Source organism: Ferrimonas balearica (assembly GCF_019802055.1).
Classification (GTDB): domain Bacteria; phylum Pseudomonadota; class Gammaproteobacteria; order Enterobacterales; family Shewanellaceae; genus Ferrimonas; species Ferrimonas balearica_A.
This window is the reverse complement of record NZ_JAHVHW010000004.1, coordinates 426,090-450,799: the sequence shown is the minus strand read 5'-3', so window position 1 is coordinate 450,799 and position 24,710 is coordinate 426,090. Positions and strand designations below refer to the sequence as shown.

The following is a 24,710-nucleotide window of genomic DNA, read 5'->3' as shown; positions in this document are numbered from 1 at the left end:
TGAGGCGGGGTATGGTGGCGCAAACGTGAAAACCGAATTGCTATGAGCCTCGAATCCCTGCTTGCCTCTCTGGGCATTGATTACCACGAATATCACCATCCGCCCCTGCATGACTGCAGCGAGGCCGACCGCCTGGCGCTGGACCGGGATGGCCAGCGCACCAAAAACCTGTTTCTCAGAGACAACTATGGTCGCCGCCACTTCGTGCTGGTGACCCGGCATGATAAGCAGGTGGACCTGAAGGCACTGTCACGCCAGATGCAGCTGTCGCGCCTTGGCTTTGCTTCCCCTGAGCGGTTGCTGCGTTACCTTGGCATTGCCCCGGGGCGAGTGTCGCTGCTGGCGTTGATTAATGATCCGGAGCAGCAGGTAGAGCTGTGGATCGATCAGGAGATTTGGCAGGGTGAGGGATTGCATTGTCATCCGATGGACAACACCAAAACCTGGGTGTTGATGCCGGAAGCGATTGAAACCCTGCTGGCTCATTGGGGGCGGCCGCTGACGCTGTTGAGCGTGCCTGAACAGCCCTGCGACTCGTGATTCGTCGCACACTACAGTAGATACCGGTCAGAGCTATCGAAAGAGAGCCATGAATGAACCGGACACAAAAAAGCCCCGACCTTTTGATCGGGGCTTTTTGCTCTCTTCAGCTTAGAGCCGCGATGCCGGAATCAATCGGTCTGATACTCCAACTGGCTCTGGTGAGACTGGCTGAGTTGAGGCGCATCGGTGGGGGCAGCTTGAGGGGCTGCCCGGGTCTGTTCATTGACCTGGTAGATCTTGGATGCCGCTTCCAGGTCTTTCTCATTGCTGATGCTCGCAATGGTTTCGCGGTTCTTCAGGAACTGGCGAAGGTCGCCGACAATGCCCTGAAGCTCCGCATCGTCTGAGCGCATCTCCAGAATATGGCGGGCGTACTCAAGATTGCGGCTGCCGATGCCGGCAAAGGTGGAGGTAACCAGACGGGTAACGATGACCCAGGGGGTCATGGAGGAACGCACCACGGTGTTTTCCGATTGAGTTGAGTCATATACGCCGGTACCGGTAGAAACCCGGGATTCGGTAAATGTCCCCTCGCACTTGAAGTACACCAGCAGTGACTCGAACTGAATCTCTCCCCAGAACACATGGGCAAAGTTGGCCAGCAGTCGACCGAAGGCGGCAAACAGCATCAGCCCCATCAGCAGGTTGACCGCGCTGCCCAGATAGGACGCCATCAGCACGGCGTGGTCCAGGTTCGCGCCGGTTTGAGACGCTTCGCCCACGACGTCGATAAGAGCGGTAACCGGCTCAATCACCATATACAGAACGAGTGCCGCAGCAAGAAGCAGCAGTTGACCCAGCGCGGTGCTGGCTATGCGAAGCGCTTTGGCCGGTCCGGTAAGCGGTTTGGCCATGGCCACCGGTTGGGTTTCCTGAATCATCTCGCCAAAGAAGGAGCCCTTACCGTCGGCCTGCTCCTGCAGGTGCGGTTGCAGAGCCCGGTATACCCGGTTTGGCACCTCTTTGTGACGGCGATTGGCCATCACCATGGAATCGATATTGATGAAGATCTCTCGGGGGTGAACCGATTCCTGCCAGTTATCCCGCAGCTCTGCCACTTCGGTAATCGGCTTGGCCTCACCACTTCGCAGATAGGTCAGGGCAACCAGTAAGCCGCAGCTGATCAGGGCCAGCACCACCAAAACGCCCAGCCACAAACCATTGCTGTATTCGGTGCTGTAGCTCTGCCAGACGGAGTAGCCCTCCAGCGCCTTCCGGCCCATCTCCTCAACAGGACCCTGCAATTGGGCCACGGTGCGAGCAAAGCTGGAGTTGTTGTTCAGTACCTGTTGCAGGAGCCAGGAGATGCCCACTGGAGCAAGAATGGCCAGAGCCAGGGTGCGGGCCAGTTTGCCGGAACCTTCGGACTCCATGGTACGTGCCACGTTGCGGCTGATCGGGCGTCCGGCGCGGTACCACACAACGACCAGATAAAGCAGCAGTAAGGTGGTGAATACCGGCAGCATCAGCGGCCCGGTTTGGCCTGCCAGACCGGTGCTGGTGGTAAACCAAGCCAGCGCATAGCAGGCCAGGGCAAGCAAAGTCTGGGTCAGGGCGCCAGCCAGTCGCTGGGCCAGGTTACGAATCGGGTAGGGAACAAAAGTGAGACGGGGAAACAGGGTGTGAAGCAGGCGTGCTACCAGACCCAGAGGTTCTGCAAAGGTCAGGTTCTTGCGTCCCACCATCATCTGTTCGATCTGGTCGGCATCATAGGCGACATCGTGCTGTTCACGGGCAGCACTGTCGGATTCTGACTTAGCATGGTTGTATGCCAGCGAGGTGGGCACGGAGCGGCCGACAAAAAAGCGCAGGACTTGCATCATGCCACTGCCACAGGTCCAAAGCCCCATGACCAGCAGAATAAAGCCGATGGCCGCATAGGCCCAACCGGTAACCGGATCATGCTTTACCGCGTCCGCTACCTGAAGGAGCAGCACCAGGCCAAGCAGAGTCACGATAATGCCACGGGTGGTGCGGAGGGCACCCTCCAGTTTAAACGGATTGCGGATCCCGAGATCCAGCGAGCCGTGTTCGTAAGCCATGAAAAGTCCTTTCTACATGGTTGCCGACGAAGCGGTTTCGTTTCAGGTTTTCTGACTGCAACACTGCCAAGTGAATGGTTGGAAAACCCCGAATCTCCGCATGCCGAAACTATTTTTTAAGCGGCAGCATCACTGTTGCAAGAGGCGGATTCTACACAAGCCGAACAGGGTTTTTTAGGTAAATGTTTCTTTTTTGTCGATTTGTTTGGGGTGGATCGAGGATTGGAAATCGGTATGGCCGCCGAGGGAAGACAACCAGATCGGTTGGCAGCCGTAGCGAGGGCTTACAGCCCACGAAGCGATGGGGATTGGGGCAGGATGCCGTGGGCTAAAAGCCCACGCTACAAGAGGTGGAGCCCCCGATGGCGTCATAAACGAAAAAGCCCCGAACCGAAGTTCAGGGCTTGTCTGTATGGTGCCTCGTCCCGGCAATGGTAGGCAGGATGCCGGACATGACGCCGCTTGCGGCGGCCCGAAGGGTGGATGACAGGGATGTCATCCACAATCGAACCAGGGACAAGCCGTTGGAACAACGGCTTAGTCAGAAACGAAAAAGCCCCGACCTTTCGGTCAGGGCTTCGTAAGTTGGTGCCTCGTCCCGGCAATGGTAGGCAGGATGCCGGACATGACGCCGCTTGCGGCGGCCCGAAGGGTGGATGACAGGGATGTCATCCACAATCGAACCAGGGACAAGCCGTTGGAACAACGGCTTAGTCAGAAACGAAAAAGCCCCGACCTTTCGGTCAGGGCTTCGTAAGTTGGTGCCTCGTCCCGGCAATGGTAGGCAGGATGCCGGACATGACGCCGCTTGCGGCGGCCCGAAGGGTGGATGACAGGGATGTCATCCACAATCGAACCAGGGACAAGCCGTTGGAACAACGGCTTAGTCAGAAACGAAAAAGCCCCGACCTTTCGGTCAGGGCTTCGTAAGTTGGTGCCTCGTCCCGGAGTCGAACCAGGGACACGCGGATTTTCAATCCGCTGCTCTACCAACTGAGCTAACGAGGCAGCGGGCGCCATTAAACGGTCTTTGCTGAATCGAGTCAATCAATTCTAGCCTGAGTCTGTTCAACTGCTGGATATTGCGCCAATGGTGGTGTGTTAACTGCTCCGCGCGCTGCGGACTGAAACGAAAAAGGGTTGGTGGCCGTAGCGTGGGCTTACAGCCCACGGAGCGATGGGGATTGGGGCGCGATGCCGTGGGCTGTAAGCCCACGCTACAAGAGGTGGTGCCTCGTCCCGGCAATGGTAGGCAGGATGCCGGACATGACGCCGCTTGCGGCGGCCCGGAGGGTGGATGACAGGGATGTCATCCACAATCGAACCAGGGACAAGCCGTTGGAACAACGGCTTAGTCAGAAACAAAAAAGCCCCGACCTTTCGGTCAGGGCTTGTCTGTATGGTGCCTCGTCCCGGCAATGGTAGGCAGGATGCCGGACATGACGCCGCTTGCGGCGGCCCGAAGGGTGGATGACAGGGATGTCATCCACAATCGAACCAGGGACAAGCCGTTGGAACAACGGCTTAGTCAGAAACAAAAAAGCCCCGACCTTTCGGTCAGGGCTTGTCTGTATGGTGCCTCGTCCCGGCAATGGTAGGCAGGATGCCGGACATGACGCCGCTTGCGGCGGCCCGGAGGGTGGATGACAGGGATGTCATCCACAATCGAACCAGGGACAAGCCGTTGGAACAACGGCTTAGTCAGAAACAAAAAAGCCCCGAACCGAAGTTCAGGGCTTGTCTGTATGGTGCCTCGTCCCGGAGTCGAACCAGGGACACGCGGATTTTCAATCCGCTGCTCTACCAACTGAGCTAACGAGGCTAAGAAAGTGGCTCCCCCTGCTGGACTTGAACCAGCGACATACGGATTAACAGTCCGCCGTTCTACCGACTGAACTAAGGGGGAAAAGGTGGTGCCTCGTCCCGGAGTCGAACCAGGGACACGCGGATTTTCAATCCGCTGCTCTACCAACTGAGCTAACGAGGCATCTTGGTTGTCGCTTGCTTGGCGACGGAGCGCTATTAAACGGATTTTGCCGGAGCAAGTCAACTCGATTTTTATCGTTTGCTTGAAAGATGCACAGAAGTGCAATAACCAGACAGCTTTGGTGTTCTTCTTGACCAAATTGGTAGGGTTTTGGTGAGCGGGGAGCCGCTGTCGGGGAGTCATGAGGGAGGAAAACGGGGACGCGCTTCGGTAACTTAGGGGGACCTAATGGATTGGGAAAAGCCAAAAGTGTGATGAAGAAAGGGTTATGGGTCTTTGCTCTGCTGCTGGGTTTGGTGGGCTGTGGTGGACCGAGTCTGGCTCCGCTGCCATACGATGGGGTCATTCTGGCATTTGGCGACAGCCTCACTCAGGGCGTTGGGGCTGGTAAGGGTGAGGATTACCCCGCGGTGCTGGCTCAATTGTCCGGGCTGCGGGTTACCAATGCGGGGCGTTCCGGTGAGCAGACGCCTGAGGGGAGAGAGCGGTTGCCAGGGGTTCTGGCGAATGAACAGCCCGATCTGCTGCTTCTGCTGCTTGGCGGTAACGATGTGCTTCGTAATCGGCCAGCGGCCAGCATCAAATCGAATCTGGACGCGATGATCGATCTGGCCCGGGGCCAGGGAATTCAGGTGGTTTTGATTGCGGTACCGGAGAAGAAGCTGTTTTCCAGCGCAGCGCCCCTTTATCGGGAGTTGGCGGAGGAGCATGAGATTATGCTGGTGGAGGAGTTGGTGGGGGACCTGCTGCGTACACCCTCCTACAAATCCGACCCTATCCACCTCAATGCGGAAGGTTACCGGACATTGGCGATGGAGCTGGATAAGCGGCTGCGAGCGGCCGGAGCCTACTGACAGAAACAATAACGCCCCGTAAATACGGGGCGTCATGGTATCCGGACGGGCGCTCAGGCTTCCGGCGGCTTATAGCCTTCGATGTGGATCTCTTCCCCTTCGAACAGGAACTTCACCATGTTCTCTTCCAGCATCTTGCGGTGCTCGGCGTTCATCATGTTGAGCTTGTGCTCGTTGATCAGCATGGTTTGCTTCTTCTGCCACAGACCGAAGGCTTCCTTGGAGATGTTGTCAAACACCCGCTTGCCCAGTTCCCCTGGGATCAGCTGAAAATCCAGGCCCTCGGCCTCTTTGTTCAGGTATTGGCAGAATACGGTACGTGCCATGGTTTGAAATCCTCACTTGGGTGATAGCGCAGTTATACCAGAACTGACCCGCACCATCTATGCAGGGTCAGTGTGGGTATTGCGCAGTTCCGTCAACAATCGCTCAGTGGGTGCCGCCAGTCCGATGCGATTCTCCTCCTCCAGCGAGAACCACTGGCCAGGGTGTTCGGCGACCTGGCTAAGCGGACGGGCCAGCTCCACCACAACCGGCTGGATATCCAGGTGATAGTGGCTGAAGGTGTGGCGGAACGGCGTCAGCATCTGCGGCGCGGTTCGGGCTTTCAGTGGTGACAGGGCGACATCCAGTGCGGCTTTATCCTGGTACTGCGGCGGGCACCATAGCCCACCCCAGATCCCGGCACCGGGCCGCTTCTCCAGGTAGACCTCACCCTGATGGCGAAGCAGCAGCAAAAAGCAGCGTTTTACCGGCTTTTCCTTCTTGGGCTTTTTGCCGGGGAACTCGCTCTGGCGTCCCATGGCGAAGGCTTTACAGTCATCGCTAACCGGACAGCTCGGGCAGTTGGGTTTACTGCGACTGCAGTGGCTGGCACCCAGATCCATCATCGCCTGATTGTAAGGCTGGACCTGCTCCGATGGGGTCAGCCGGTGGGTAAGATCCCAAAGCCGGTTTTCTACCGCTTTATTGCCTGGCCACCCTTCAATCGCCTGATGGCGGGCCAGCACCCGTTTGACGTTGCCGTCCAGGATGGGGTGGGGCTGATCCAGAGAAAGGCTCAGGATGGCGCCAGCGGTAGAGCGACCAATCCCCGGCAGCGCCATCACCTGTTCGATGTCGGTGGGGAACTCGCCGCCAAACTGGTCTCGAACGGTACGGGCCGCTTTCAGAAGATTGCGGGCCCGGGCGTAGTAGCCCAATCCGGTCCACAGGTGCATCACCTCGTCATCTTCGGCGTTGGCCAGATCAACCAGAGTGGGGAAACGCTCGGTAAATTTGAGGTAGTAGGGGATCACCGTGGTGACCTGAGTTTGCTGCAGCATGATCTCAGACAGCCATACTCGATAGGGGGTACGGTTTTGCTGCCAGGGCAGGTCCTTGCGTCCGTGCTGGTGATACCAATCCAGCATCCGCTTAGCAAAGCTTCCGGTGTTCGCTTCCATCAGTGAGCAACCTAAAATACAATCACGCGTTTTTCGGGGCGCCCAGTGTAGCGTCCGGTCCACAGAGCGAGAAGATCCAGATGAGTGACGAGCAAAAGCCGACGCAGCCGGTCGAGGAGCTGCGCCAGCGCAAGATCCGCTCCTTCGTCAAGCGCGAAGGGCGCATGACCAAAGGCCAGACACGCGCTATGGAGCTGTTTTGGCCCACCATGGGACTGACCCACGAACGCGGCCTCATCGATCTGGCCGAAGTGTTTGGCCGGGAAGCCCCGGTGGTACTCGAAATCGGTTTTGGCATGGGCAAATCCCTGGTGGAGATGGCCAAGGCGGAGCCGGAGAAGAACTTTATCGGTATTGAAGTACACGGCCCGGGCGTTGGCGCCTGCCTGATGTACGCCGAAGAGCTGGGTGTGACCAACCTGCGCCTGTATCAGCATGATGCGGTGGAGATCCTGGCTGACTGCATCCCGGATGAAAGCCTGGATCGCGTCCAGCTCTACTTCCCGGATCCGTGGCACAAGAAGCGTCACCACAAGCGTCGCATCGTGAAGGAGGAGTTCATCGCCTCCGTTCGCCAGAAACTTAAGATCGGCGGCCTGTACCATATGGCCACCGATTGGGAGCACTATGCCGAGCATATGGTGGAAGAGATGAGCGCCGCACCGGGCTTTGAAAACACCGCCACCGAGGGACAATTTGTTCCCCGGCCCGATTTCCGTCCCCTGACCAAGTTCGAGGCCCGCGGTCACCGCCTGGGCCACGGGGTTTGGGACATGATTTACCGTCGTGTGAACTAAGGAGTGCCTGATGGCCATTAAGCTTGAAGCCAAACGCAATACCCGTCTGCGCAAGAAGCTGCGTACTGGTGAGTTCCAGGAGCTGGGTTTTGATGTGGCTTGGGTATTCAACCCGGAAGTGAGCGAAGAGCAGATCGACGCCATTGTTGACCAGTTCATCAATGACGTGATCGAGCCGAATAAGCTGGGTTTTTCCGGTGAAGGTCACAAGGCCTGGGAAGGTCTGGTGTGCACCCAGCAGCTGGGTAAGTGCACTGACGAGCATCGCGAAGCGGTTCAGACCTTCTTTGCCAAGCAGCCGGTTTCCGATCTGCAGGTCAGCGAGCTGTTCGACCTCTGGTGGGGCTGATCCCGCGTGTTGCCGGATAAAGCGCTTCTGGAGAGTGTGCTGGCTGAGGTTCAGCCGCTGCTCGGAGAGGGCAAGGTGGCCGATTACATCCCCGCGCTTGCTCAGGTGCCCAGCGATAAGCTGGGCATCGCCGTTTGCAGTGCTGAAACGGGAGTGATCGGCGCCGGTGACTGGCACGAGCCCTTCTCCATCCAGAGCATCACCAAGGTGTTTGCCCTGGTGCAGGCGATGATGCTGTACAGTGAGGAGGAGCTGTGGGAGCGGGTGGGCAAAGAGCCTTCCGGCAACCCCTTCAACTCTCTGGTGCAGTTGGAGTTTGAGAAAGGGGTGCCGAGAAACCCCTTTATCAACGCCGGTGCCCTGGTGATCACCGATATGCTCGAAAGCCGGCTCAGCGCCCCCCGTCAGCGCCTGTTGGAACTGATGCGGGACCTTTCAGGCAACGCCCATCTTATTTCCGATAAGGTGGTGGCGGCATCGGAGTACCAGCACTCCGCCCGCAATGCGGCAATCGCCTATCTGATGAAGTCGTTTGGCAACTTCCACAATGATGTGGATGAGGTGCTGCAGACCTATTTCGCGCACTGTGCCATCCGTATGAGCTGCGCCGATTTGGCGAAGGCGGCGTTCTTCCTGTCGAACCAGGGAGTGACTCTGGGCGGGCGCCGTCTGGTGTCCGAGCGACAGACCCGACAGATCAATGCGCTGCTGGCGACTTCTGGCCTCTACGATGGGGCGGGTGAGTTTGCCTACCGGGTTGGTATGCCGGGCAAGTCCGGTGTCGGTGGCGGTATTATTGCTGTGGTTCCAGGCGAGATGAGTGTCTGTGTCTGGTCGCCTGCGCTGGATGAGAGTGGCAACTCCTGTGCGGGAACCGCCGCACTGGAGTTACTGGCCAAACGATTGGGTCGCTCCATTTTTTAGTGAATTTCACTAACTTTAATCCGCATGCAAAAAAGCCAGCCATTGAGCTGGCTTTTTTATTGTCTTTAATTTCATTGACTTATGAATTGCCCTTTCCTTGTGTTTGGGATTGGCCCAATCTTGGCATAAGCAAAACGGACAAAGTGATTGGATAAGGACACCAAAGATGATTGCACGTTGGCTTATGTTGGGCGCGGCCCTGTTCAGCTTTGCGGTATCGGCTGAGAACTCCCACTACCAGTTTGGTGATGAGTGTGAGCTCTCCCTGAACTACGACGTTGAACTGGAGCGTAATCTGTTGCGGGTCAGTGATGAGGGCGAACTGCTCTATCGCATCGAGGGAGACCGCCTCTGGGTACGAGGCAAAGAGGTTGAACTCAACCGTGAACAGCAGGCGATGGTGCAGGATTACTATGCCGAAATGGAGCGCCAGCTTCCCAAGGTGGTTGATCTGGCCAATGACGCCCTGAAGCTGGCTGGCAGTGCTCTGGACGCGGTGTTTAACGAGCTGTCCGAATTTGGTGTCAGCCCGGATCAAGGCAGCGACATCATGGGCACCATTCAGGACAAAGTGAATGCCAGCATGCGCACCGATAACGGTGGCTACCGTTTGGGTGCCAACTCTCTGGACTCCCTGAGTGATGAGCTGGACCAGGCGCTGGAGAGTGAGATTGAAGAGGTGGTGTCCAAGTCCGTAGGCGGCATTCTGATGGCACTTGGTCAGGCGATGAGCGAAGGGGAGAACGGCGACTTCGAGCAGCGTATGGAGGACTTTGGCCAGCGTATGGAGCGCATGGGTGAGCGCATCGAAGCGGAGATGGAGGTTCAGGCCGAGGCGTTGGAACAGCAGGCCAACGCGTTGTGCGAAGAGTGGCTGGTTCTGGATGAGATGGAGCAGCAGCTGCAGCGCAATATCCCGGAGATGGCCGAGTTTGACCTGGTGGTTCACGGCGATCCGGACCTGGCTATGTTGCGCTGAACCAAGGCAAAAGCGCTACAATAGCGACGATGGCGACATCGTCGCTTTTTTTGTGTTCTGAACACGCCGCTGTAAGGAGAGCGCGAATGCGCGAACTGCTCGAACCTATCGTGATTTTCACCCATGTGGTGCGGGCTCAGGGCTTCTCAGCCGCCGCTCGAAAGCTTGGGATATCCAAGTCCAAGGTCAGCAGTCACATCAGTTTTCTGGAGCAGCAGCTTGGGGTTCAGCTGGTTCAGCGTACTACCCGCTCGCTGAGTCTGACCGAGAGCGGTGAACTGCTCTATGAACACGGTGAAGGGATTTTGAAGGATCTGGACCAGGCGGTTGCCGGCGTCCAGGCGCTTCAGCAGGAGATCCGAGGCGTGTTGCGGGTGGGCATCACTCAGGCCTTTGGCTCCATGCACCTGATGCCACTGATCCCCGCTTTTATGGAGCAGAACCCGGAGCTCGAACTGGAGCTGAGCTTTCTGGATCACAAGGTGGACGTGGTGGCTGAAGGGCTGGATCTGCTGTTGACCATGTCTGAACAGCTTCCCCTGGGCATGGTGGCCCGTCCCCTGATGAACTGCCGCTTTATCCTGGTGGCCTCTCCCGATTACCTGAGCCGTCGAGGCGTCCCCTATCACCCCGCTTCGCTGGCGGAGCACAACTGCCTGGTTTACAAGAGCGAATGGTATGAGCACGGCGTCTGGGAGTTTGCCAAGGGTGAGGAGACCTGCGAAATCCGGGTTAAGGGCAACTACCGGGTGGATGACGCGCCGGCCCTGAAGGACGCCGCCAAAAGAGGGCTGGGGGTGGTTTACCTGGCCACCTACCTGCTGGAGGAGGAGCTGGCGAAAGGGGAGCTTATCCAACTGATGCCGGATTGGCAGCTCACTCACCCGCTGGCGCTTCAGGCGGTGTATCCCCGCCGCAAGAACCTGGCGCCCAAAGTGCGCGCCTTTATCGACTTTGTCCGCAGCCACTTTCGCGATCCGACCCCCTGGGATCGAGCCCTGATCGCGCATGAGCATAATCGTGAGTGAGAGAAATCATTGTTCTGTCATTTGAACAATGCCTGTATAAAATGTGCGCTGTATCGCCTTACCTGTTGATTTAAAGGACTAATTTCGGACTTCTGGGCGCACTTTGAATATGATTTTTAGTTATGAGTATGTTGCGCTGGCGACTTTGTGCCCTTGTCAGCCTCAAATTTGTCCCTACAATGGCCCCCATCAAACGGACCTGGAGATTCTCTGGAATGACCCCTCCGGAAAGTTCGAGTAGTCAGTGACGTTTGATCTGAGGCATTGCACCTCGCGCGATGCCTTTGACGGATTGTTAGGATCCATCATCTGGACTTTTAGCCCCGGTCGGATCCGGGGCGTTTTTTAAAAGCAAGGATCACACTCCGTACCCTACAAAAAAAGCAGCATAGCTTTGGAGTGGTAGCTGGCGATGGGCCGCGGCAAAAAAACAAATACGCCCAACAAAATAAAAAAATAGGAGGCCCTGGTGGCCTCCTTTTTCTTTGTGTGGAAGGTTATAGCTGAACCTTCTCGCTCTCCACCCACTGACTGACCTGTTCGCCAAGTACGTTGAGCGGAAGGGGGCCATTCGCCAGCACCACATCGTGGAAGCCTCGCAGATCAAACTGCTCACCCAATTCGGCTTTGGCCTGGGCACGAAGCTCCAGCAGTTGCATCATCCCTACCTTGTAGGCGGTGGCCTGGGACGGCATCACGATGTAACGCTCAATCGCCTTCACCACATCACCCTGGGGATTGGGGGTGTTCTGCGCCAAGTAATCGATTGCCTGCTCACGGGTCCAGCCTTTGGCGTGGATACCGGTGTCCACCACCAAGCGGCAGGCGCGCCACAGCTCCATGGCCAGTCGGCCAAAGTCGCTGTAGGGGTCCTGATAGAAGCCCATCTCTTTGGGAAGGTACTCGGAGTAGAGACCCCAGCCTTCCACATAAGCGGTGTACCCACCGAAGCGGCGGAACTTGGGCAGCCCCTCCAGCTCCTGAGCGATGGCGATCTGCATATGGTGTCCCGGGATCCCCTCATGGAAAGCCAGCGCTTCCAGCTGATAGGTGGGCATGTTCTGCATATCGTAGAGGTTGGCGTAGAAGAAGCCCGGGCGGCTGCCATCCGGAGCAGGCTGCTGGTAGAAGGCTTTGCCTGCAGATTTCTCGCGGAACGCTTCCACCTTTTTCACCACCAGCGGCGCTTTGGGCTTCACACCAAACACCTCGTCCAGGCGTTGATTCATGTCGCCGATATAGCGCTCCGCCTGGCCCAGGTAGGCGGCACGGCCCGCCTCATCGTTATCCAGGTAAAACTGGCTGTCGGTGCGCATAAAGGCAAAGAACGCCTGCAGGTCACCCTCAAAGCCCACTTTGTCGCGGATGGCACGCATCTCGTCGTGGATTCGGGCCACGTCATCGAGTCCCAGCTGGTGGATCTCAGCGGCGGTGAATCCGGTGGTGGTGGTGCGGCTCAGCGCGTTGTTGTAGAAGCGCTCGCCATCGGGAAACTTCCACACCCCCGCGTCCTCACTGGCTCGCTCATGTTGTCCTTCAAGGAAGGCGATCAGCTTACCGTAACCGTTGGCGACCGGCCCCTTCAGCGCATCCTGCGCTTGCTGGACCAAGGCGGCTTTCTCGTCGTCGCTGATGGGCAGGGCAGTCACTTTGGCTTTGAAGTCCGCAAACAGGGTGCTGTCTGCGCCCGCCTCGAAAGGCGCGCCGGAGAGAATGTTACGGCTGTCGCTGATGGCGTAGGGGAAAACAAAGCGCGGTGCGACGATGCCTTTCGCTTCACGGATGCTGAGCTGCTCAATCAGCTGGTCAAATCGCTTCTCAATGCCATTAAGGCGGCTGATGTATGCCTGGGCATCCGCCACATCGTTGATGCGGTGCTGGTTGATCAGAAACGATGCGGTGGTGGACTGGTAACCATACATCTGGTTGATCGGGTAGCTGTGGTGGCGCCACTGGTGATCCTCAATGCTCTGCTCCAGGCGCTGCTTCATCAGGCGGTAACTCAGTTGGGTCTGAGGGTCGAGCTGGCTGTCATCAATGCCATTCAACTGGGCCAGGTGTCGCTGATTGCGCGCCAGAGTGTTCGCGTAGGCGGCTTCAGTGAAGTCGTCCCATTTATCCTGATCCTGCTTGATGCCCAGGTAGGTCTGACTGATGGGGGACGCCATGACGTTTTCCATAAAGATGGACTCGAACAGGGCGTTGGCTTTCTCAGACTCAGATTGCTTGGCTTGCTCCGTCTGGGGAGCGCTGGCGACTGGGGATTGTTGGGCACAGCCGCCCAGGGTCAGGGCGGCGCATACCGACAGGGCGGCAAAGGTCAATTTTGAGGTCACGTGGCTCTCCTTGCGTTCAATTTTGAACGGAAGTGTTGCACGTGGCTTCCCGCGCCCCAAAGTGGAAACTGTTAGCAGATCTTAACGGTTTGGTTAATCCGGCAGGAACTGCGCCAAAAGCTCGTTCAAAAAGCGATGGCCCTGCTCCGTCAATTGCATCTGCTTGTCGTCACAGCGGATAAGGTGGCGCTGGCTGGCCCAGTCCAGCGGTGCGGCAACGTCATCCTGGGTCAGTTGCGTACGCTCAGAGAGTTCGCTCAGGGGCATCGCCTCCATTAGACGCAGCCGGTTCATGTAGTACTCCAACGCCTGATCTTCCTTGGCCACTTCAAACTGCTCCGCCATCGGGTCCCGCCCCGGCTCCAGGTAGCCTTTGGGGTGCTTGACCTTAACGGTGCGCAGCAGGCTGCCGTCCGCGCGGGTGATCTTACCGTGGGCACCGCAGCCGATGCCGAGGTAGTCACCAAAGCGCCAGTAGTTGAGGTTGTGCTCGCACTGGTAGCCGGGCTGGGCCCAGGCTGAGATCTCGTACTGACGGTAACCGGCGGCCTCCAGCATCGCTTTGCCCTGCTCGAAGATGGCCCATTGGGTGTCGTCGTCGGGCAACTGGGGGGGCTTGGAGGCGAACTGGGTATTGGGCTCAATGGTGAGCTGGTACCAGGAAAGGTGGGGCGGGGCCAGCGCGATGGCCTGCTCCAGGTCATACAGGGCGTCGTGAACGCTCTGACCGGGCAGGGTGTGCATCAGGTCCAGGTTAAAGCGCTCAAACCCCGCTTTGCGGGCTTCCTGCGCGGCACGACGAGCCTCGTCAGCGCCATGGATCCGCCCAAGGATCAGCAATTTGTCCTGCTGAAAGCTCTGTACACCGACGGAGAGACGGTTCACCCCCGCCTCCCGATAGGGGCGGAAACGGTCCGCCTCCAGGGTACCGGGGTTGGCTTCCATGGTGACCTCGCAGGAGGGGGCCAGCGGAAGCCGTTGCGCCACGCCCTGAAGCAGGGTGGCAATCCCGGCGGGGGAGATCAGCGAAGGGGTGCCACCGCCGATAAAGATGCTGACCAGCTCCCGCCCCTGGGCCAGGGGCAGGTCCCGATCCAGGTCGGCCAGCAGGGCCGCGATGTACTCCTGCTCCGGGATCGCCCCTTTGCGGGCGTGGGAGTTGAAGTCGCAGTAGGGGCACTTCTGCTCGCACCAGGGGATATGGATATAGAGCGACAGCGGTGGCAAGGACACTTACAGGATCCCCTTGGCTTTCAGCTGAGTCAGCAGCTCGGCCATCGCTTTGCCACGGTGACTCAGGGCGTTTTTCTCATCGGCGCTGAGTTCCGCTGCGGTACGATGGTCGTTGTTGACCAGGAAAATCGGGTCATAGCCGTGTCCCTCTTCACCACGAGGAGCATCGGCAATGCTGCCCTCCCAGCTGGCCTGGGCAACCACCGGAGAGGGGTCTTCGGCGTGGCGCATATACACCAATACACACTGGAAGCGTGCGCTGCGCTGGGACTGGCCGGACATTTCGGTCAGCAGTTTCTGCCAGTTGTCAGTGGCGCTGGCGCCTTCCCCGGCAAAGCGGGCGGAGTAGATGCCGGGACGACCGTTAAGCGCGTCCACTTCAATGCCGGAGTCATCTGCGATGGCGGGCAGGCCGGTGGCACGGGCCGCGTTGCGCGCCTTGATGATGGCGTTCTCGATAAAAGTGGTGCCGTCCTCGACCGCTTCTTGGACATCAAACTGGCTTTGCGGTAGCACTTCCAGCGGGTAATCCGCCAGAAGCTGAGCAAATTCACGAACCTTGCCGGCATTGCCGGTGGCCAGAACAATGGATTGGGTGGGGGACATGCGCACTCCGGTCATTGGGTTATATGAGGGCCTGAAAACGGCGCCGGGGCGCCGATTTTACAAGGGCGCCCCGGTGTTGAACAGCGTCAGATCCGCGTCAGTCGACGAAGAACTTCTGTTTGAAGGTGAGCTCGGTGCTGAGGTCCTGGCCGTTACTCACTTCGATGTCGAAGGTGAAGGTTTCCTCGTTGCGGTGACCCACCTCCGCGATGTAGTAGATGGCGGTGCCTTCCCGGATCTCCTTAAAGCTGAGGTTTTTGACGTTGCCCAGCAGGTTACGGGCGGTGCCCTGGATCTTCACGGCGACTGCATGGGTTTCATCCCCGGGCAGAGAGGTGTCGATCACCGTGATGTTCACCAGCCCGACGTAGCGGCTGCGGGTGATGTCGTAGGTGCGGGCAATCTCCGGTGTCAGGAACGTGCTGCCAAACGCAACATGGTGCACGGCGTACTTACCCACTTTCTGCACCTGCTCAGCTGCAGCCGGGAGGGCAACCGTCAGGGAAAGCAGCAGTGCAATGGCGTACCTCAACATGGCGGACTCCTTAATCTGATGTGGTCCTTAACTTCACTATAGTAGCTGCGCCAGCGGATCCGGGATCACTGTGGGTGCCTGAATCTTCAACTGTTTGTGTCGACCCAGCTCCCCTTTGACGATGCTGATCTGGCCTTTGGCCACTTTGAACTGCTTGGCCAGGTATTTGATCAGATGCGCGTTGGCCTTGCCATCCACCGGTGGCGCAGTGATCGCCACCTTGAACTCCTCGCCGTGCAGGCCAACCAGCTGATCCCGGCTGGCCTTTGGCTGGATGTAGAGCTTCAGCAGCAGGTCGTCGCCCTGGCGCTCAATGGCGGTGCTCACGGATCAGACCAGACGCCAGAGCGGGATCAGATCGCCAATGAGCAGATTGATAAAGTTCATGCCCAACAGCAGAACCAGCATCGACAGATCCAGGCCACCCATGGGCGGAATCACCCTGCGGATGGGGGCCAGCAGCGGCTCGGTCAGCTGGTGGAGTACCGCTTCAAAGGGGTTGTAACCCTGGGATACCCAGCTCAGGATGGCGCGGATCAGCAGAATCCAGAACAGCAGCACACCCGCTTCTTTCAGTACGGTCAGGCCGCCAAGCAGCAGAATGTCCATCGGGTTGAGGGGCTGGTTGTTCAGCGCCAGAACCGCAATCCACTTGCCACAGCCCACCAGCAGAGCCAGCACCAGGGTCGACAGGTCGAGCCGCCCAACGCTGGGGATAAGCCGACGCATCGGGGCCAGGATGGGGTGGGTGGCCTTGACCACGAATTGACTGAAGGGGTTGTAGAAGTCCGCTCGCACCAGTTGCAGGGCAAAGCGCAGCAGCACCACCATCAGGTAGAGGTTGAACAGGACGGTTACCAGGTAGGTCATCGCATTCATGGTGTATTGGTTCCCAAATTAAAACTCTTTGGCCATTTCCTGGGCTCGCCGTACGGCGGCCTGCATGGCGTCATTTACCGAATCGCGCAATCCCTGCTGTTCCAAGGTCTGCACCGCTTCATGAGTGGTGCCCCCTTTGGAGGTAACCTGGGCTCTCAGCTCGGCCAGGCTCAATTGAGGATTGTGCCTTACCATTTCGGCAGCGCCAATGGCTGCTTGCTGAATCATCAGTCGGGCGTCTTCCGGTTTGACGCCCAATGCGGCGGCTCCTTGCTCCATCGCTTCCATAAACAGGAAGAAGTAGGCAGGAGAGCTGCCGGCGCAGGCGATAACCTGATCGATGCCCGCTTCCTGTTCCAGCCAGAGGATCTCGCCTACCGCGGCCATCAGACGGCCAGCAAAGGCCCGGTCGTTGTCACCAACGGCTTCATCGGCATAGAGGCCGGTCATACCCAACCCCAGCATGGAAGGTGTATTGGGCATGGTACGCACCAGCGCCCGGTGGCCACCCAGATAGCCGCTTAAACGCTCGCAGGTGACACCGGCGGCGATGGAGATCACCAGCTTGCCGGAGAGGTCCAGCTGGGCGATGGGCGCACACACCTGGGCCATCAGCTGGGGTTTCACCGCCATCACCACAACGTCCGCTTCCTGAACCGCCGCGAGGTTATCGTTGGTGGTACGGATGCCGTACTCCTGAGCCAGTGCATCGAGTTTGCCCTGGCTGGGGTTGCTGGCGATAAGGCGCTCGGCGGGATAGCCGTCCGCCACCAGCCCAGCAATGATGCTGCGGCTCATATTGCCGGCGCCGATAAAGGCGACAGTTCGAATGTCTTGGGTCACGTTATTCACTTCCTAGTGCCAAAAATGGCGGTACCGATGCGCACCATGGTGCTGCCTTCGGCCACTGCCGCTTCCAGATCATCACTCATACCCATAGAGAGGGTATCCAGGCTGGGGTAGCCCACCCTGAGTGTGTCGAAGAGGTGTTTCATCCGGGCCAACGCCTGACGCTGGCGGTCTGGGTCCGACTCCGGTGCCGGGATCGCCATCAGACCACGAAGACGCAGGCCGGGCAGGGCGGCGATCTGAGCAGCCAGTTCAGGGAGCTGGTCGGGCGTCACGCCGGATTTGCTCTGTTCCGCGGAGATGTTGACCTGAATGCAGACGTTCAGAGGCGCCATGTTGTCGGGCCTCTGCTCACTCAACCGCTGAGCAATCTTGAGCCGGTCCACGGAGTGGATCCAGTCAAAGTGTTCCGCGACCGGGCGTGTTTTGTTGGACTGAAGTGGCCCGATAAAGTGCCAGGTGATATCGAGATGCTTAAGCGCCTCGATCTTATCAACCCCTTCCTGAAGGTAGTTTTCGCCGAAATCACGTGCACCAGCGAGGTAAGCCTCACGGATCATTTCCGCCGGTTTTGTCTTGCTCACCGCCAGCAAGGTGATGGATTCGCCAACTCGTCCCGCCAGGGCGGCGGCTGCGTCAATTCGAGCTTGGGCTTCATTCAGACGCTCTGTTATGGTGGACATATCTTACGGGGAGCCTAAGAAAACAATATGGAAATTACTGAACTACTGGCCTTTAGTGTAAAACACAACGCTTCGGATCTGCACCTCTCCGCTGGCGTGCAGCCAATGATTCGGGTGGATGGCGAGGTTCGACGGATCAACCTCCCGCAGCTGGACCATAAGCAGGTTCATGCGCTGATTTACGACATTATGAATGATCGCCAGCGCAAAGAGTTTGAAGAACACCTTGAGGTGGATTTCTCCTTTGAGGTGCCCGGGTTGGCTCGTTTCCGTGTTAACGCGTTTAACCAGAATCGCGGCGCAGGCGCGGTATTCCGTACCATTCCCAGTCAGGTGATGTCCCTTGAGGAACTGGGCGCCCCGGAAATTTTCCAGGACATCGCGTCCTATCCCAAAGGCCTGGTGCTGGTAACCGGCCCTACCGGCTCCGGTAAAAGTACCACTCTGGCAGCGATGGTGGATTACGTGAATGAACACCGTCACGACCACATCCTCACCATCGAGGACCCCATCGAATTTGTTCATGACAACAAGAGTTGCCTGATCAACCAGCGGGAAGTGCACAAGGACACCCACAGTTTCTCCAACGCTTTGCGCAGCGCGCTGCGTGAGGATCCGGATGTGATTCTGGTGGGGGAGATGCGGGACTTGGAAACCATCCGTCTGGCACTGACTGCCGCCGAAACCGGTCACCTGGTGTTCGGCACCCTCCACACCACTTCAGCCGCCAAAACCATCGACCGTATCGTTGATGTATTCCCTGCCGGGGAGAAAGACATGGTGCGCACCATGTTGTCGGAATCCCTGCAGGCGGTGATCTCCCAGACTCTGGTGAAGAAAGTGGGCGGTGGTCGTGTGGCGGCCCATGAGATCATGATCGGCACCCCGGCGATCCGGAACCTGATCCGTGAAGACAAGGTGGCGCAGATGTACTCCGCCATTCAAACCGGTATGGCCCACGGCATGCAGACCCTGGAGCAAAGCCTCTCCTACCTGGTAAATCAGGGGCTGATCACCCGTGCCGAAGCGATGACCAAAACCGCCAACAAGAACGCCTTGTAAGGAGCTCTCATGGCGATCAAATCCCTGCTTGAAACCATGCTGGCGCGTAAGGCGTCAGACCTGTTTATCACCGTGGGTTTTCCGCCCAGCGCCAAGATTGACGGCGAACTGCGCCAGCTCTCCGAGGAGCCGCTGGATCGGTCCCAGGCGCTGGCCCTGGTGGAAAGCGTGATGAACGAGGAGAACCGGCGTCAGTTCCATGAACAGAAGGAGGCGAACTTCGCCTACAGCGACCCGGACATGGAGGGACGTTTCCGTGTTTCGGCCTTCTGGCAACGGGATAATCCGGGCATGGTGATGCGTTCCATTGAGACCCGCATCCCCACCATGGAGGAGCTGTACCTGCCGGACATCATGAAGAATGTCTGTATGGCCAAGCGGGGATTGGTGATCCTGGTGGGGGCAACCGGCACCGGTAAGTCCACGTCGCTGGCGGCCATGGTGGGTTATCGCAACCAGCACCAGAAAGGCCATATCCTCACTATTGAGGATCCCATCGAGTTTGTTCATGAGCACAGGCAGAGCATCGTTACCCAGCGGGAAGTGGGCATCGATACCGAGTCTTTTGATGCGGCGCTGAAAAGTGCCCTGCGTCAGGCTCCGGACGTGATTCTGCTGGGGGAGATCCGGTCCCAGGAAACCATGGAGTTTGCCCTCTCCTTTGCGGAAACCGGCCACCTCTGCATGGCCACTCTGCACGCCAACAACGCCAACCAGGCGTTGGATCGCATTCTTCACCTGGTCCCGAAGGAGAAGCATCAACAGCTGCTGTTTGATCTCTCACTGAACCTTAAGGCGATCATGGCTCAGCAGTTGGTGCCCCATCGTGATGGCCAAGGGCGTCGTGCCGCCATTGAGGTGCTGCTCAACACGCCGAGGGTGTCCGATCTTATCGCCCGTAACCAGTTGTTTGAGCTGAAGGAAACCATGACCAAAAGCCGGGAGCAGGGGATGCAGACCTTTGACCAGGCGCTGTTTGATCTCTACATGGCTGATGAGATCACCATGGTGGATGCCCTGCACTATGCGGACAGCCCCAATGATTTGCGCCTGATGATTAAGCTTAAACAGTCTAATCACACCGGTTCCGGCTACATGGATGGCGTGACCATCGATCTGGATTGAGGACAGATTATGGAGAGGGAGATCCAACAGGTTCTGGATTTCTGGTTTGGCAGGCTGGACCCGGATGGGCTGCCGCTGGAGCCAATGGACAAGCTCTGGTTTGGCGCCAGCGCTCTGACCGACAGCGCCATCGCTCAACGGTTTGGCGGCATGCATCAGCGTGCGGTCAGTGGCGAGCTGGCGTCGTGGTGTGATACGCCATCCGGTCGGCTGGCCCTGATCATCCTTATCGATCAGTTCAGTCGTAACCTGTACCGGGGACAGGCAGACGCTTTTGCCTGGGATCCCATCGCCCTCTCTCTGTGCAAAGGGGGCATTGAGCAGCAGATGGATCGTTCGCTGCCCCTGACTTACAAGCTGTTTTTCTATATGCCCCTGCAGCACTCCGAGTCCCTCGACGACCAGCGTCTGGGGGAAGCGATGCTGGAGCGGATGTTGGTGAACCTCGAGGGGGAAGCGCGGAAAAAGGTGGCGGACACGCTGCGGTTTCAGCGCCTTCATCTTGAGATCATCGCGCAGTTTGGCCGCTTCCCCCATCGCAATGGGGTACTAGGCCGGGAAAACACACCGGAAGAGTCTGAGTATTTGGCCCAAGGCGCTCCCCGGTTCGGCCAGTAGTGCCACACTGGGGTATCCCCTGAACTGAGTCGACCTGGTTATGTGTGGCCATTTTGCTCTGGATCCCATCGCTTATGACAGCCATGAGCAGCTTGGCATGGATGGGGAAACCCTGGCTCTCCGCACCGCCTCGCGGATCCGTCCGACCGAGTCTATCTCCATTCTTACCGCAGATCACAATCGCCTCAGCGTGGCGACGCGACGCTGGGGCATCAACACTCCCCAATCATCCCGACCCGTCATCAACGCCCGCCTGGAGTCCCTGGCAGAGCGGCCCCTGTTTCGACCCGCTCTGGGTCACCGTCAATGCCTGATCCCGGCGACCGCCTGGTATGAGTGGCGTAAAGAGGGCAGGGACAAAGTGGGTTATCGGTTTGCACCGGAACAGAGCGGTTTCTGGCACTTTGCTGGGCTATGGTGGCCGCCATCGGACTCCCTGCCAGAGGGGGCGGCGGTGATCGTGACTGCCGAAGCGACCGGAGCCATCACCGAGTATCACCACCGCATGCCCCTTTGCCTGAGTGGGCAGAACGCCCGGGCCTGGCTGGAGGGGAAAGCGGGACACCCCGAGCCGATGTGGGCAGGCCATATCTGCCCGATGGATCGCCATCGCCCTGTCCAACCAAGGCTTTTCTGACAGATTCGACTATCTTTTCACCGTTAACGGGAGAAGACGTTATGAAGTCCTGTTTGCTGTTCATCGGACTGATGGTGCCCCTGTCGTGGGCGGCAGATTCCGATAACGACGGTGTCCCGGATGCCAAGGACGCCTGTCCGCAGAGCCCCAGTTGGACCGTGCAGGCCAACGGCTGTGCTCAACAGGCGGCGGGTCCGCTTGTGCTTCACTTTGATACCGATTCCGCCCGGCTCAGGCCGGAACATTTCGGCATGCTGGAGGCGTTTGTGGCCGCTGGCATTGAGGGGCGAGTGATGGTGGTAGGGCACGCGGACAGCCGCGGCTCCGAGGCACACAATCAAAGATTGGGCTCTCAGCGCTCTATATCGGTTTCCAAAGCTTTATCAGAGCGTTATGGTGTGGATCCAGCACAAATTCAGCACTGGAGCATGGGAGAAATCCTGCCCTGGCGCGATAACCAGACCGAAACCGGTCAGACCCTCAACCGCCGTGTAGAACTGTGGCTTGAGACAGGATTACGCGTAACCAACGGAGAACAATAATGGGTTCTATCGAAAGCATTATGGAACAGGCGCCGGACCTGCTGATGGTCTACGGGACTCGGGTCCTTCTGGCCCTGGTCATCTTTATCATCGGTCGCTGGTTGGCCAAGGCGGTGGCCGGGGCCGTCAGCAAGGTGCTGACCAAGCGCGATATGGACATGACCGTAGTGGGCTTTGTGGCCAATATGGTCAGTGCGGTGATCACCGCCTTCACCTTCATTGCGGTATTGGGGCAACTCGGGGTCCAGACCGCATCGCTGGTGGCGGTTCTTGGTGCCGCCGGTCTGGCGGTTGGCCTGGCACTGCAAGGCTCCCTGTCCAACTTTGCGTCAGGGGTGCTGCTGGTGGTATTCCGTCCCTGTAAAGCGGGGGATTACGTGGAAGCGGCTGGCGTCGCGGGTACCGTAGAGGAGATCTCCATCTTCTCCACTACCCTGGTCACGCCGGATAACAAACGCATCGTGGCGCCAAACTCCTCGGTGATGAATGGCGTGATCGTGAACTACAGTGCCAAGGAACAGCGGCGCATCGATATGGTGATTGGCGTGTCCTACAATGCGGACCTGCGCCAGGCGCAGCAGGTGATTCGGGATGTGGTGACCAGTCATGAACTGGTGCTTCAGGACCCGGAGCCGACCATCGAGGTCTCCAATCTTGGCGCGTCCTCGGTAGACTTTGTGGTGCGTCCCTGGGTGAAAACGGCAGATTTCTGGCCGGTGCGGTTTGATCTGATTCGGGATATTAAGCTGAGGCTGGATCAGGAAGGGATTGGGATTCCCTATCCGCAGATGGACGTACACGTCAAAGCCCTGCCGGAACGACAGGGCTAAGCGGTCTCTTACAGGGTAGCGGAGATTTTCGGCTGCAACTTAAAGTGACGACGAAAACCTTCGGCGGCCAGGGGAGACAGAACCACAAGAACAGTACTCAGCATAACCACTCCATTTTTTGACCAGAGGCGGCGCCCACGCGAGTGTGCGCCGCTTTTGTTATTCGATGGCCAGGTAAAGGTGCTAACTCGAACCAGGCAATCAGAGAAATTTTTTCAATGCGGAAGGGGGCTCCCCTTTCGATGACGCCATTATTACCCCCTTCATTGGGGGAATACAGCGATAAGAAATGACAGTTGCATGAATTGAGGTAATCTGAAGGCGGTCAGTGATCCAACTCTCAGACCTTTTTCACCAGTCTGTTACCCTATTGGGCCGATTCTCATTCATCCATAGTGGCACTTCAGCATGTTCGATTTCCGATCTGACACCGTCACCCAGCCCACTGACGCGATGCGCCGGGCGATGGCTCAGGCCGACGTCGGGGACGACGTCTACGGCGATGACCCTACCGTTAATGCACTTGAGGAGCAGGCTGCCGAGATGGCCGGCTTCGAAGCTGCACTGTTTACCTCCTCAGGCACCCAGGCCAACCTGCTTGCCCTGATGGCGCACTGTGAGCGTGGCGACGAGTATCTCTGCGGTCAGCAGGCTCACAACTACAAGTTCGAGGGGGGCGGTGCTGCGGTGCTGGGCTCCATTCAACCTCAGCCCATCGAGAATGAAGTGGATGGCTCCCTCTGTCTGGAGCGGGTGGCTGCGGCAATTAAGCCGGACGATATCCATTTTGCCCGAACCCGACTACTGAGTCTGGAGAACACCATTGGTGGAAAGGTGCTGCCGATGGCCTACCTGGCCCAGGCTCAGGCCTTCGCTTTCGAGAAGGGGTTGAAACTCCACCTTGATGGGGCCCGGGTGTTCAATGCGGCCGTCGATCAGAGTGTCCAACTCTCCACCATCGCTCAGCACTTTGACTCTCTGACTATCTGTCTGTCCAAAGGCCTGGCGGCGCCGGTGGGCTCGCTGCTGGTGGGCGACGAAGCGTTGATCAAAAAAGCACGGCGCTGGCGCAAAGTGCTGGGTGGCGGCATGCGTCAGGCGGGGATCCTGGCGGCAGCAGGCCAGCTGGCGCTTAATGAGATGGTGGAGCGACTGGCGGACGACCACGACAATGCCCGCTATCTGGCGGAGCAACTTGCAGCCCTCCATTCTGTAGAGGTGGATGACTGTGCCACCAATATGGTGTTTGCCCGCTTTACCCATAGCGACCTGAAAGCGCTCAATGCGCATCTGTTAGCGGATGGGTGCAAGCTTTCCCTGGGCCCGAAAACCCGCCTGGTGTTGCATAAAGACGTCAACCGGCAGGCCGCAGATGCACTGGTGGCGAGCCTCCACCGTTATGAGAAGGGGGTAGCCTGATGAACGAGCAGAATAAACCTCAAGGTGAACTGTTGCTGCGTACTCTGGCGATGCCGGCAGACACCAACGCCAACGGTGACATCTTTGGTGGTTGGATCATGTCGCAGATGGATATGGCTGGCGGGCTGATGGCCAAAGCGTTGAGCCGGGGCCGGATCTGCACCGTCGCCGTGAACGGCATGAGCTTCTACCGCCCTGTGGCGGTTGGCGATGCAGTGTGCGTGTATGGCCAGGCGCGTCGACTGGGAAACTCCTCCATGGAGATCGGTCTGGAGGTTTGGGTGCGTCCCATCGCCAAGGGAACGGATGAGCACTATCGGGTGACCGAAGCGGTGTTTACCTATGTGGCGATCGACGGAGAGGGGCGGCCACGGCCTTTGCCCAAGTCCTGAATAGCACAACGCCCGG

26 protein-coding genes and 4 tRNA genes are annotated in these 24,710 nt (G+C 58.3%); 15 read left to right on the top strand and 15 right to left on the bottom strand.

All coding sequences use genetic code 11. The annotated features are described in order from the left end of the window. Positions 1-42 precede the first annotated feature (42 nt). Positions 43-540 carry a prolyl-tRNA synthetase associated domain-containing protein gene (locus KUV52_RS02975; protein WP_222524429.1) on the top strand — a complete coding sequence of 166 codons (498 nt, stop codon included), beginning with the start codon at positions 43-45 and terminating at the stop codon, positions 538-540. A 131-nt stretch (positions 541-671) separates the two neighbouring features. On the opposite strand, the gene KUV52_RS02970 is transcribed toward KUV52_RS02975, so the two are convergent. The 5 genes from KUV52_RS02970 to KUV52_RS02950 all read right to left on the bottom strand — a co-directional run bounded on the left by KUV52_RS02970 (position 672) and on the right by KUV52_RS02950 (position 4,572). Beyond that, entirely contained in the window at positions 672-2,585 is a 1,914-nt protein-coding gene (locus KUV52_RS02970; protein WP_222524428.1) for a hypothetical protein, read from the bottom strand. Positions 2,586-3,517: 932 nt separating this feature from the next. Beyond that, positions 3,518-3,593: transfer RNA gene (locus KUV52_RS02965), tRNA-Phe, on the bottom strand. 738 nt (positions 3,594-4,331) lie between these two features. Beyond that, positions 4,332-4,407 (bottom strand) — tRNA-Phe (locus tag KUV52_RS02960). A gap of 8 nt (positions 4,408-4,415) precedes the next feature. Then, a tRNA-Asn gene (locus KUV52_RS02955) sits at positions 4,416-4,491 on the bottom strand. 5 nt (positions 4,492-4,496) lie between these two features. Continuing rightward, positions 4,497-4,572 (bottom strand) — tRNA-Phe (locus KUV52_RS02950). A 254-nt stretch (positions 4,573-4,826) separates the two neighbouring features. On the opposite strand from KUV52_RS02950, the gene KUV52_RS02945 reads away from it, so the two are divergent. Continuing rightward, positions 4,827-5,426, top strand: coding sequence for a GDSL-type esterase/lipase family protein (locus KUV52_RS02945; RefSeq protein WP_222524427.1), 600 nt, complete (start codon positions 4,827-4,829; stop codon positions 5,424-5,426). Between the two features lie 53 nt (positions 5,427-5,479). Here the strand turns inward: KUV52_RS02945 and KUV52_RS02940 are convergent, their stop codons facing one another. After that, a complete protein-coding gene (locus KUV52_RS02940; RefSeq protein ID WP_013346465.1) occupies positions 5,480-5,752 on the bottom strand; it encodes an oxidative damage protection protein in 273 nt (90 codons plus the stop codon). Positions 5,753-5,809: 57 nt separating this feature from the next. Beyond that, the gene (mutY, locus tag KUV52_RS02935) at positions 5,810-6,871 is read right to left on the bottom strand and encodes an A/G-specific adenine glycosylase (RefSeq protein ID WP_222524426.1); all 1,062 of its coding nucleotides are present in this window, start codon (positions 6,869-6,871) and stop codon (positions 5,810-5,812) included. 80 nt (positions 6,872-6,951) lie between these two features. On the opposite strand from mutY, the gene trmB reads away from it, so the two are divergent. The 5 genes from trmB to KUV52_RS02910 all read left to right on the top strand — a co-directional run bounded on the left by trmB (position 6,952) and on the right by KUV52_RS02910 (position 10,948). Further along, positions 6,952-7,668, top strand: a complete 717-nt coding sequence (gene trmB, locus KUV52_RS02930; protein WP_222524425.1) for a tRNA (guanosine(46)-N7)-methyltransferase TrmB — start codon at positions 6,952-6,954, stop codon at positions 7,666-7,668. 10 nt (positions 7,669-7,678) lie between these two features. After that, the gene (locus KUV52_RS02925; protein ID WP_222524424.1) at positions 7,679-8,017 is read left to right on the top strand and encodes a YggL family protein; all 339 of its coding nucleotides are present in this window, start codon (positions 7,679-7,681) and stop codon (positions 8,015-8,017) included. Positions 8,018-8,026: 9 nt separating this feature from the next. After that, positions 8,027-8,941 carry a glutaminase B gene (glsB, locus tag KUV52_RS02920; protein ID WP_222524765.1) on the top strand — a complete coding sequence of 305 codons (915 nt, stop codon included), beginning with the start codon at positions 8,027-8,029 and terminating at the stop codon, positions 8,939-8,941. A 166-nt stretch (positions 8,942-9,107) separates the two neighbouring features. Continuing rightward, the gene (locus KUV52_RS02915) at positions 9,108-9,920 is read left to right on the top strand and encodes a YggN family protein (protein ID WP_222524423.1); all 813 of its coding nucleotides are present in this window, start codon (positions 9,108-9,110) and stop codon (positions 9,918-9,920) included. Between the two features lie 86 nt (positions 9,921-10,006). Further along, positions 10,007-10,948, top strand: a complete 942-nt coding sequence (locus tag KUV52_RS02910; RefSeq protein WP_222524422.1) for a LysR family transcriptional regulator — start codon at positions 10,007-10,009, stop codon at positions 10,946-10,948. 497 nt (positions 10,949-11,445) lie between these two features. On the opposite strand, the gene KUV52_RS02905 is transcribed toward KUV52_RS02910, so the two are convergent. The 8 genes from KUV52_RS02905 to KUV52_RS02870 all read right to left on the bottom strand — a co-directional run bounded on the left by KUV52_RS02905 (position 11,446) and on the right by KUV52_RS02870 (position 18,069). Continuing rightward, positions 11,446-13,284: a DUF885 domain-containing protein gene (locus KUV52_RS02905; RefSeq protein WP_222524421.1), complete on the bottom strand. Its 1,839-nt coding sequence runs from the start codon at positions 13,282-13,284 to the stop codon at positions 11,446-11,448. Between the two features lie 93 nt (positions 13,285-13,377). After that, positions 13,378-14,517, bottom strand: coding sequence for a radical SAM family heme chaperone HemW (gene hemW, locus KUV52_RS02900; RefSeq protein ID WP_222524420.1), 1,140 nt, complete (start codon positions 14,515-14,517; stop codon positions 13,378-13,380). Next, complete coding sequence (gene rdgB / locus KUV52_RS02895) at positions 14,518-15,123, bottom strand: RdgB/HAM1 family non-canonical purine NTP pyrophosphatase (protein WP_222524419.1); 606 nt, start codon at positions 15,121-15,123, stop codon at positions 14,518-14,520. It lies immediately after the preceding gene. A 97-nt stretch (positions 15,124-15,220) separates the two neighbouring features. After that, positions 15,221-15,658 carry a DUF4426 domain-containing protein gene (locus KUV52_RS02890; RefSeq protein WP_222524418.1) on the bottom strand — a complete coding sequence of 146 codons (438 nt, stop codon included), beginning with the start codon at positions 15,656-15,658 and terminating at the stop codon, positions 15,221-15,223. Positions 15,659-15,694: 36 nt separating this feature from the next. Continuing rightward, positions 15,695-15,985 carry a DUF167 family protein YggU gene (gene yggU, locus KUV52_RS02885; protein ID WP_222524417.1) on the bottom strand — a complete coding sequence of 97 codons (291 nt, stop codon included), beginning with the start codon at positions 15,983-15,985 and terminating at the stop codon, positions 15,695-15,697. Between the two features lie 3 nt (positions 15,986-15,988). Beyond that, entirely contained in the window at positions 15,989-16,537 is a 549-nt protein-coding gene (locus tag KUV52_RS02880) for a YggT family protein (RefSeq protein ID WP_222524416.1), read from the bottom strand. An 18-nt stretch (positions 16,538-16,555) separates the two neighbouring features. Further along, positions 16,556-17,380, bottom strand: a complete 825-nt coding sequence (proC, locus tag KUV52_RS02875) for a pyrroline-5-carboxylate reductase (RefSeq protein WP_222524415.1) — start codon at positions 17,378-17,380, stop codon at positions 16,556-16,558. Between the two features lie 5 nt (positions 17,381-17,385). Then, the gene (locus tag KUV52_RS02870; protein ID WP_222524414.1) at positions 17,386-18,069 is read right to left on the bottom strand and encodes a YggS family pyridoxal phosphate-dependent enzyme; all 684 of its coding nucleotides are present in this window, start codon (positions 18,067-18,069) and stop codon (positions 17,386-17,388) included. A gap of 27 nt (positions 18,070-18,096) precedes the next feature. Here KUV52_RS02870 and KUV52_RS02865 point away from each other — a divergent pair, with 27 nt between their 5' ends. The 8 genes from KUV52_RS02865 (at position 18,097) to yciA (ending at position 24,694) form a co-directional block, all read left to right on the top strand. After that, complete coding sequence (locus KUV52_RS02865; protein WP_222524413.1) at positions 18,097-19,131, top strand: type IV pilus twitching motility protein PilT; 1,035 nt, start codon at positions 18,097-18,099, stop codon at positions 19,129-19,131. Positions 19,132-19,140: 9 nt separating this feature from the next. Next, positions 19,141-20,256, top strand: a complete 1,116-nt coding sequence (locus KUV52_RS02860) for a PilT/PilU family type 4a pilus ATPase (RefSeq protein WP_222524412.1) — start codon at positions 19,141-19,143, stop codon at positions 20,254-20,256. A 9-nt stretch (positions 20,257-20,265) separates the two neighbouring features. Further along, positions 20,266-20,874 (top strand): DUF924 family protein, encoded by a 609-nt coding sequence (locus tag KUV52_RS02855; RefSeq protein WP_222524411.1) that lies wholly within the window; start codon positions 20,266-20,268, stop codon positions 20,872-20,874. Between the two features lie 40 nt (positions 20,875-20,914). Beyond that, a complete protein-coding gene (locus KUV52_RS02850; protein WP_222524410.1) occupies positions 20,915-21,511 on the top strand; it encodes an SOS response-associated peptidase in 597 nt (198 codons plus the stop codon). 41 nt (positions 21,512-21,552) lie between these two features. Continuing rightward, positions 21,553-22,053, top strand: coding sequence for an OmpA family protein (locus tag KUV52_RS02845; RefSeq protein ID WP_222524409.1), 501 nt, complete (start codon positions 21,553-21,555; stop codon positions 22,051-22,053). Then, the gene (locus tag KUV52_RS02840; RefSeq protein WP_222524408.1) at positions 22,053-22,883 is read left to right on the top strand and encodes a mechanosensitive ion channel family protein; all 831 of its coding nucleotides are present in this window, start codon (positions 22,053-22,055) and stop codon (positions 22,881-22,883) included. The genes KUV52_RS02845 and KUV52_RS02840 overlap by 1 nt, the downstream gene beginning before the upstream one ends. Positions 22,884-23,291: 408 nt before the next feature. Next, entirely contained in the window at positions 23,292-24,302 is a 1,011-nt protein-coding gene (gene ltaE / locus KUV52_RS02835; RefSeq protein WP_222524407.1) for a low-specificity L-threonine aldolase, read from the top strand. Beyond that, positions 24,302-24,694, top strand: a complete 393-nt coding sequence (gene yciA, locus KUV52_RS02830) for an acyl-CoA thioester hydrolase YciA (protein ID WP_222524406.1) — start codon at positions 24,302-24,304, stop codon at positions 24,692-24,694. Before ltaE ends, yciA begins: the two co-directional genes overlap by 1 nt. The last annotated feature ends 16 nt before the right edge of the window (positions 24,695-24,710 follow it).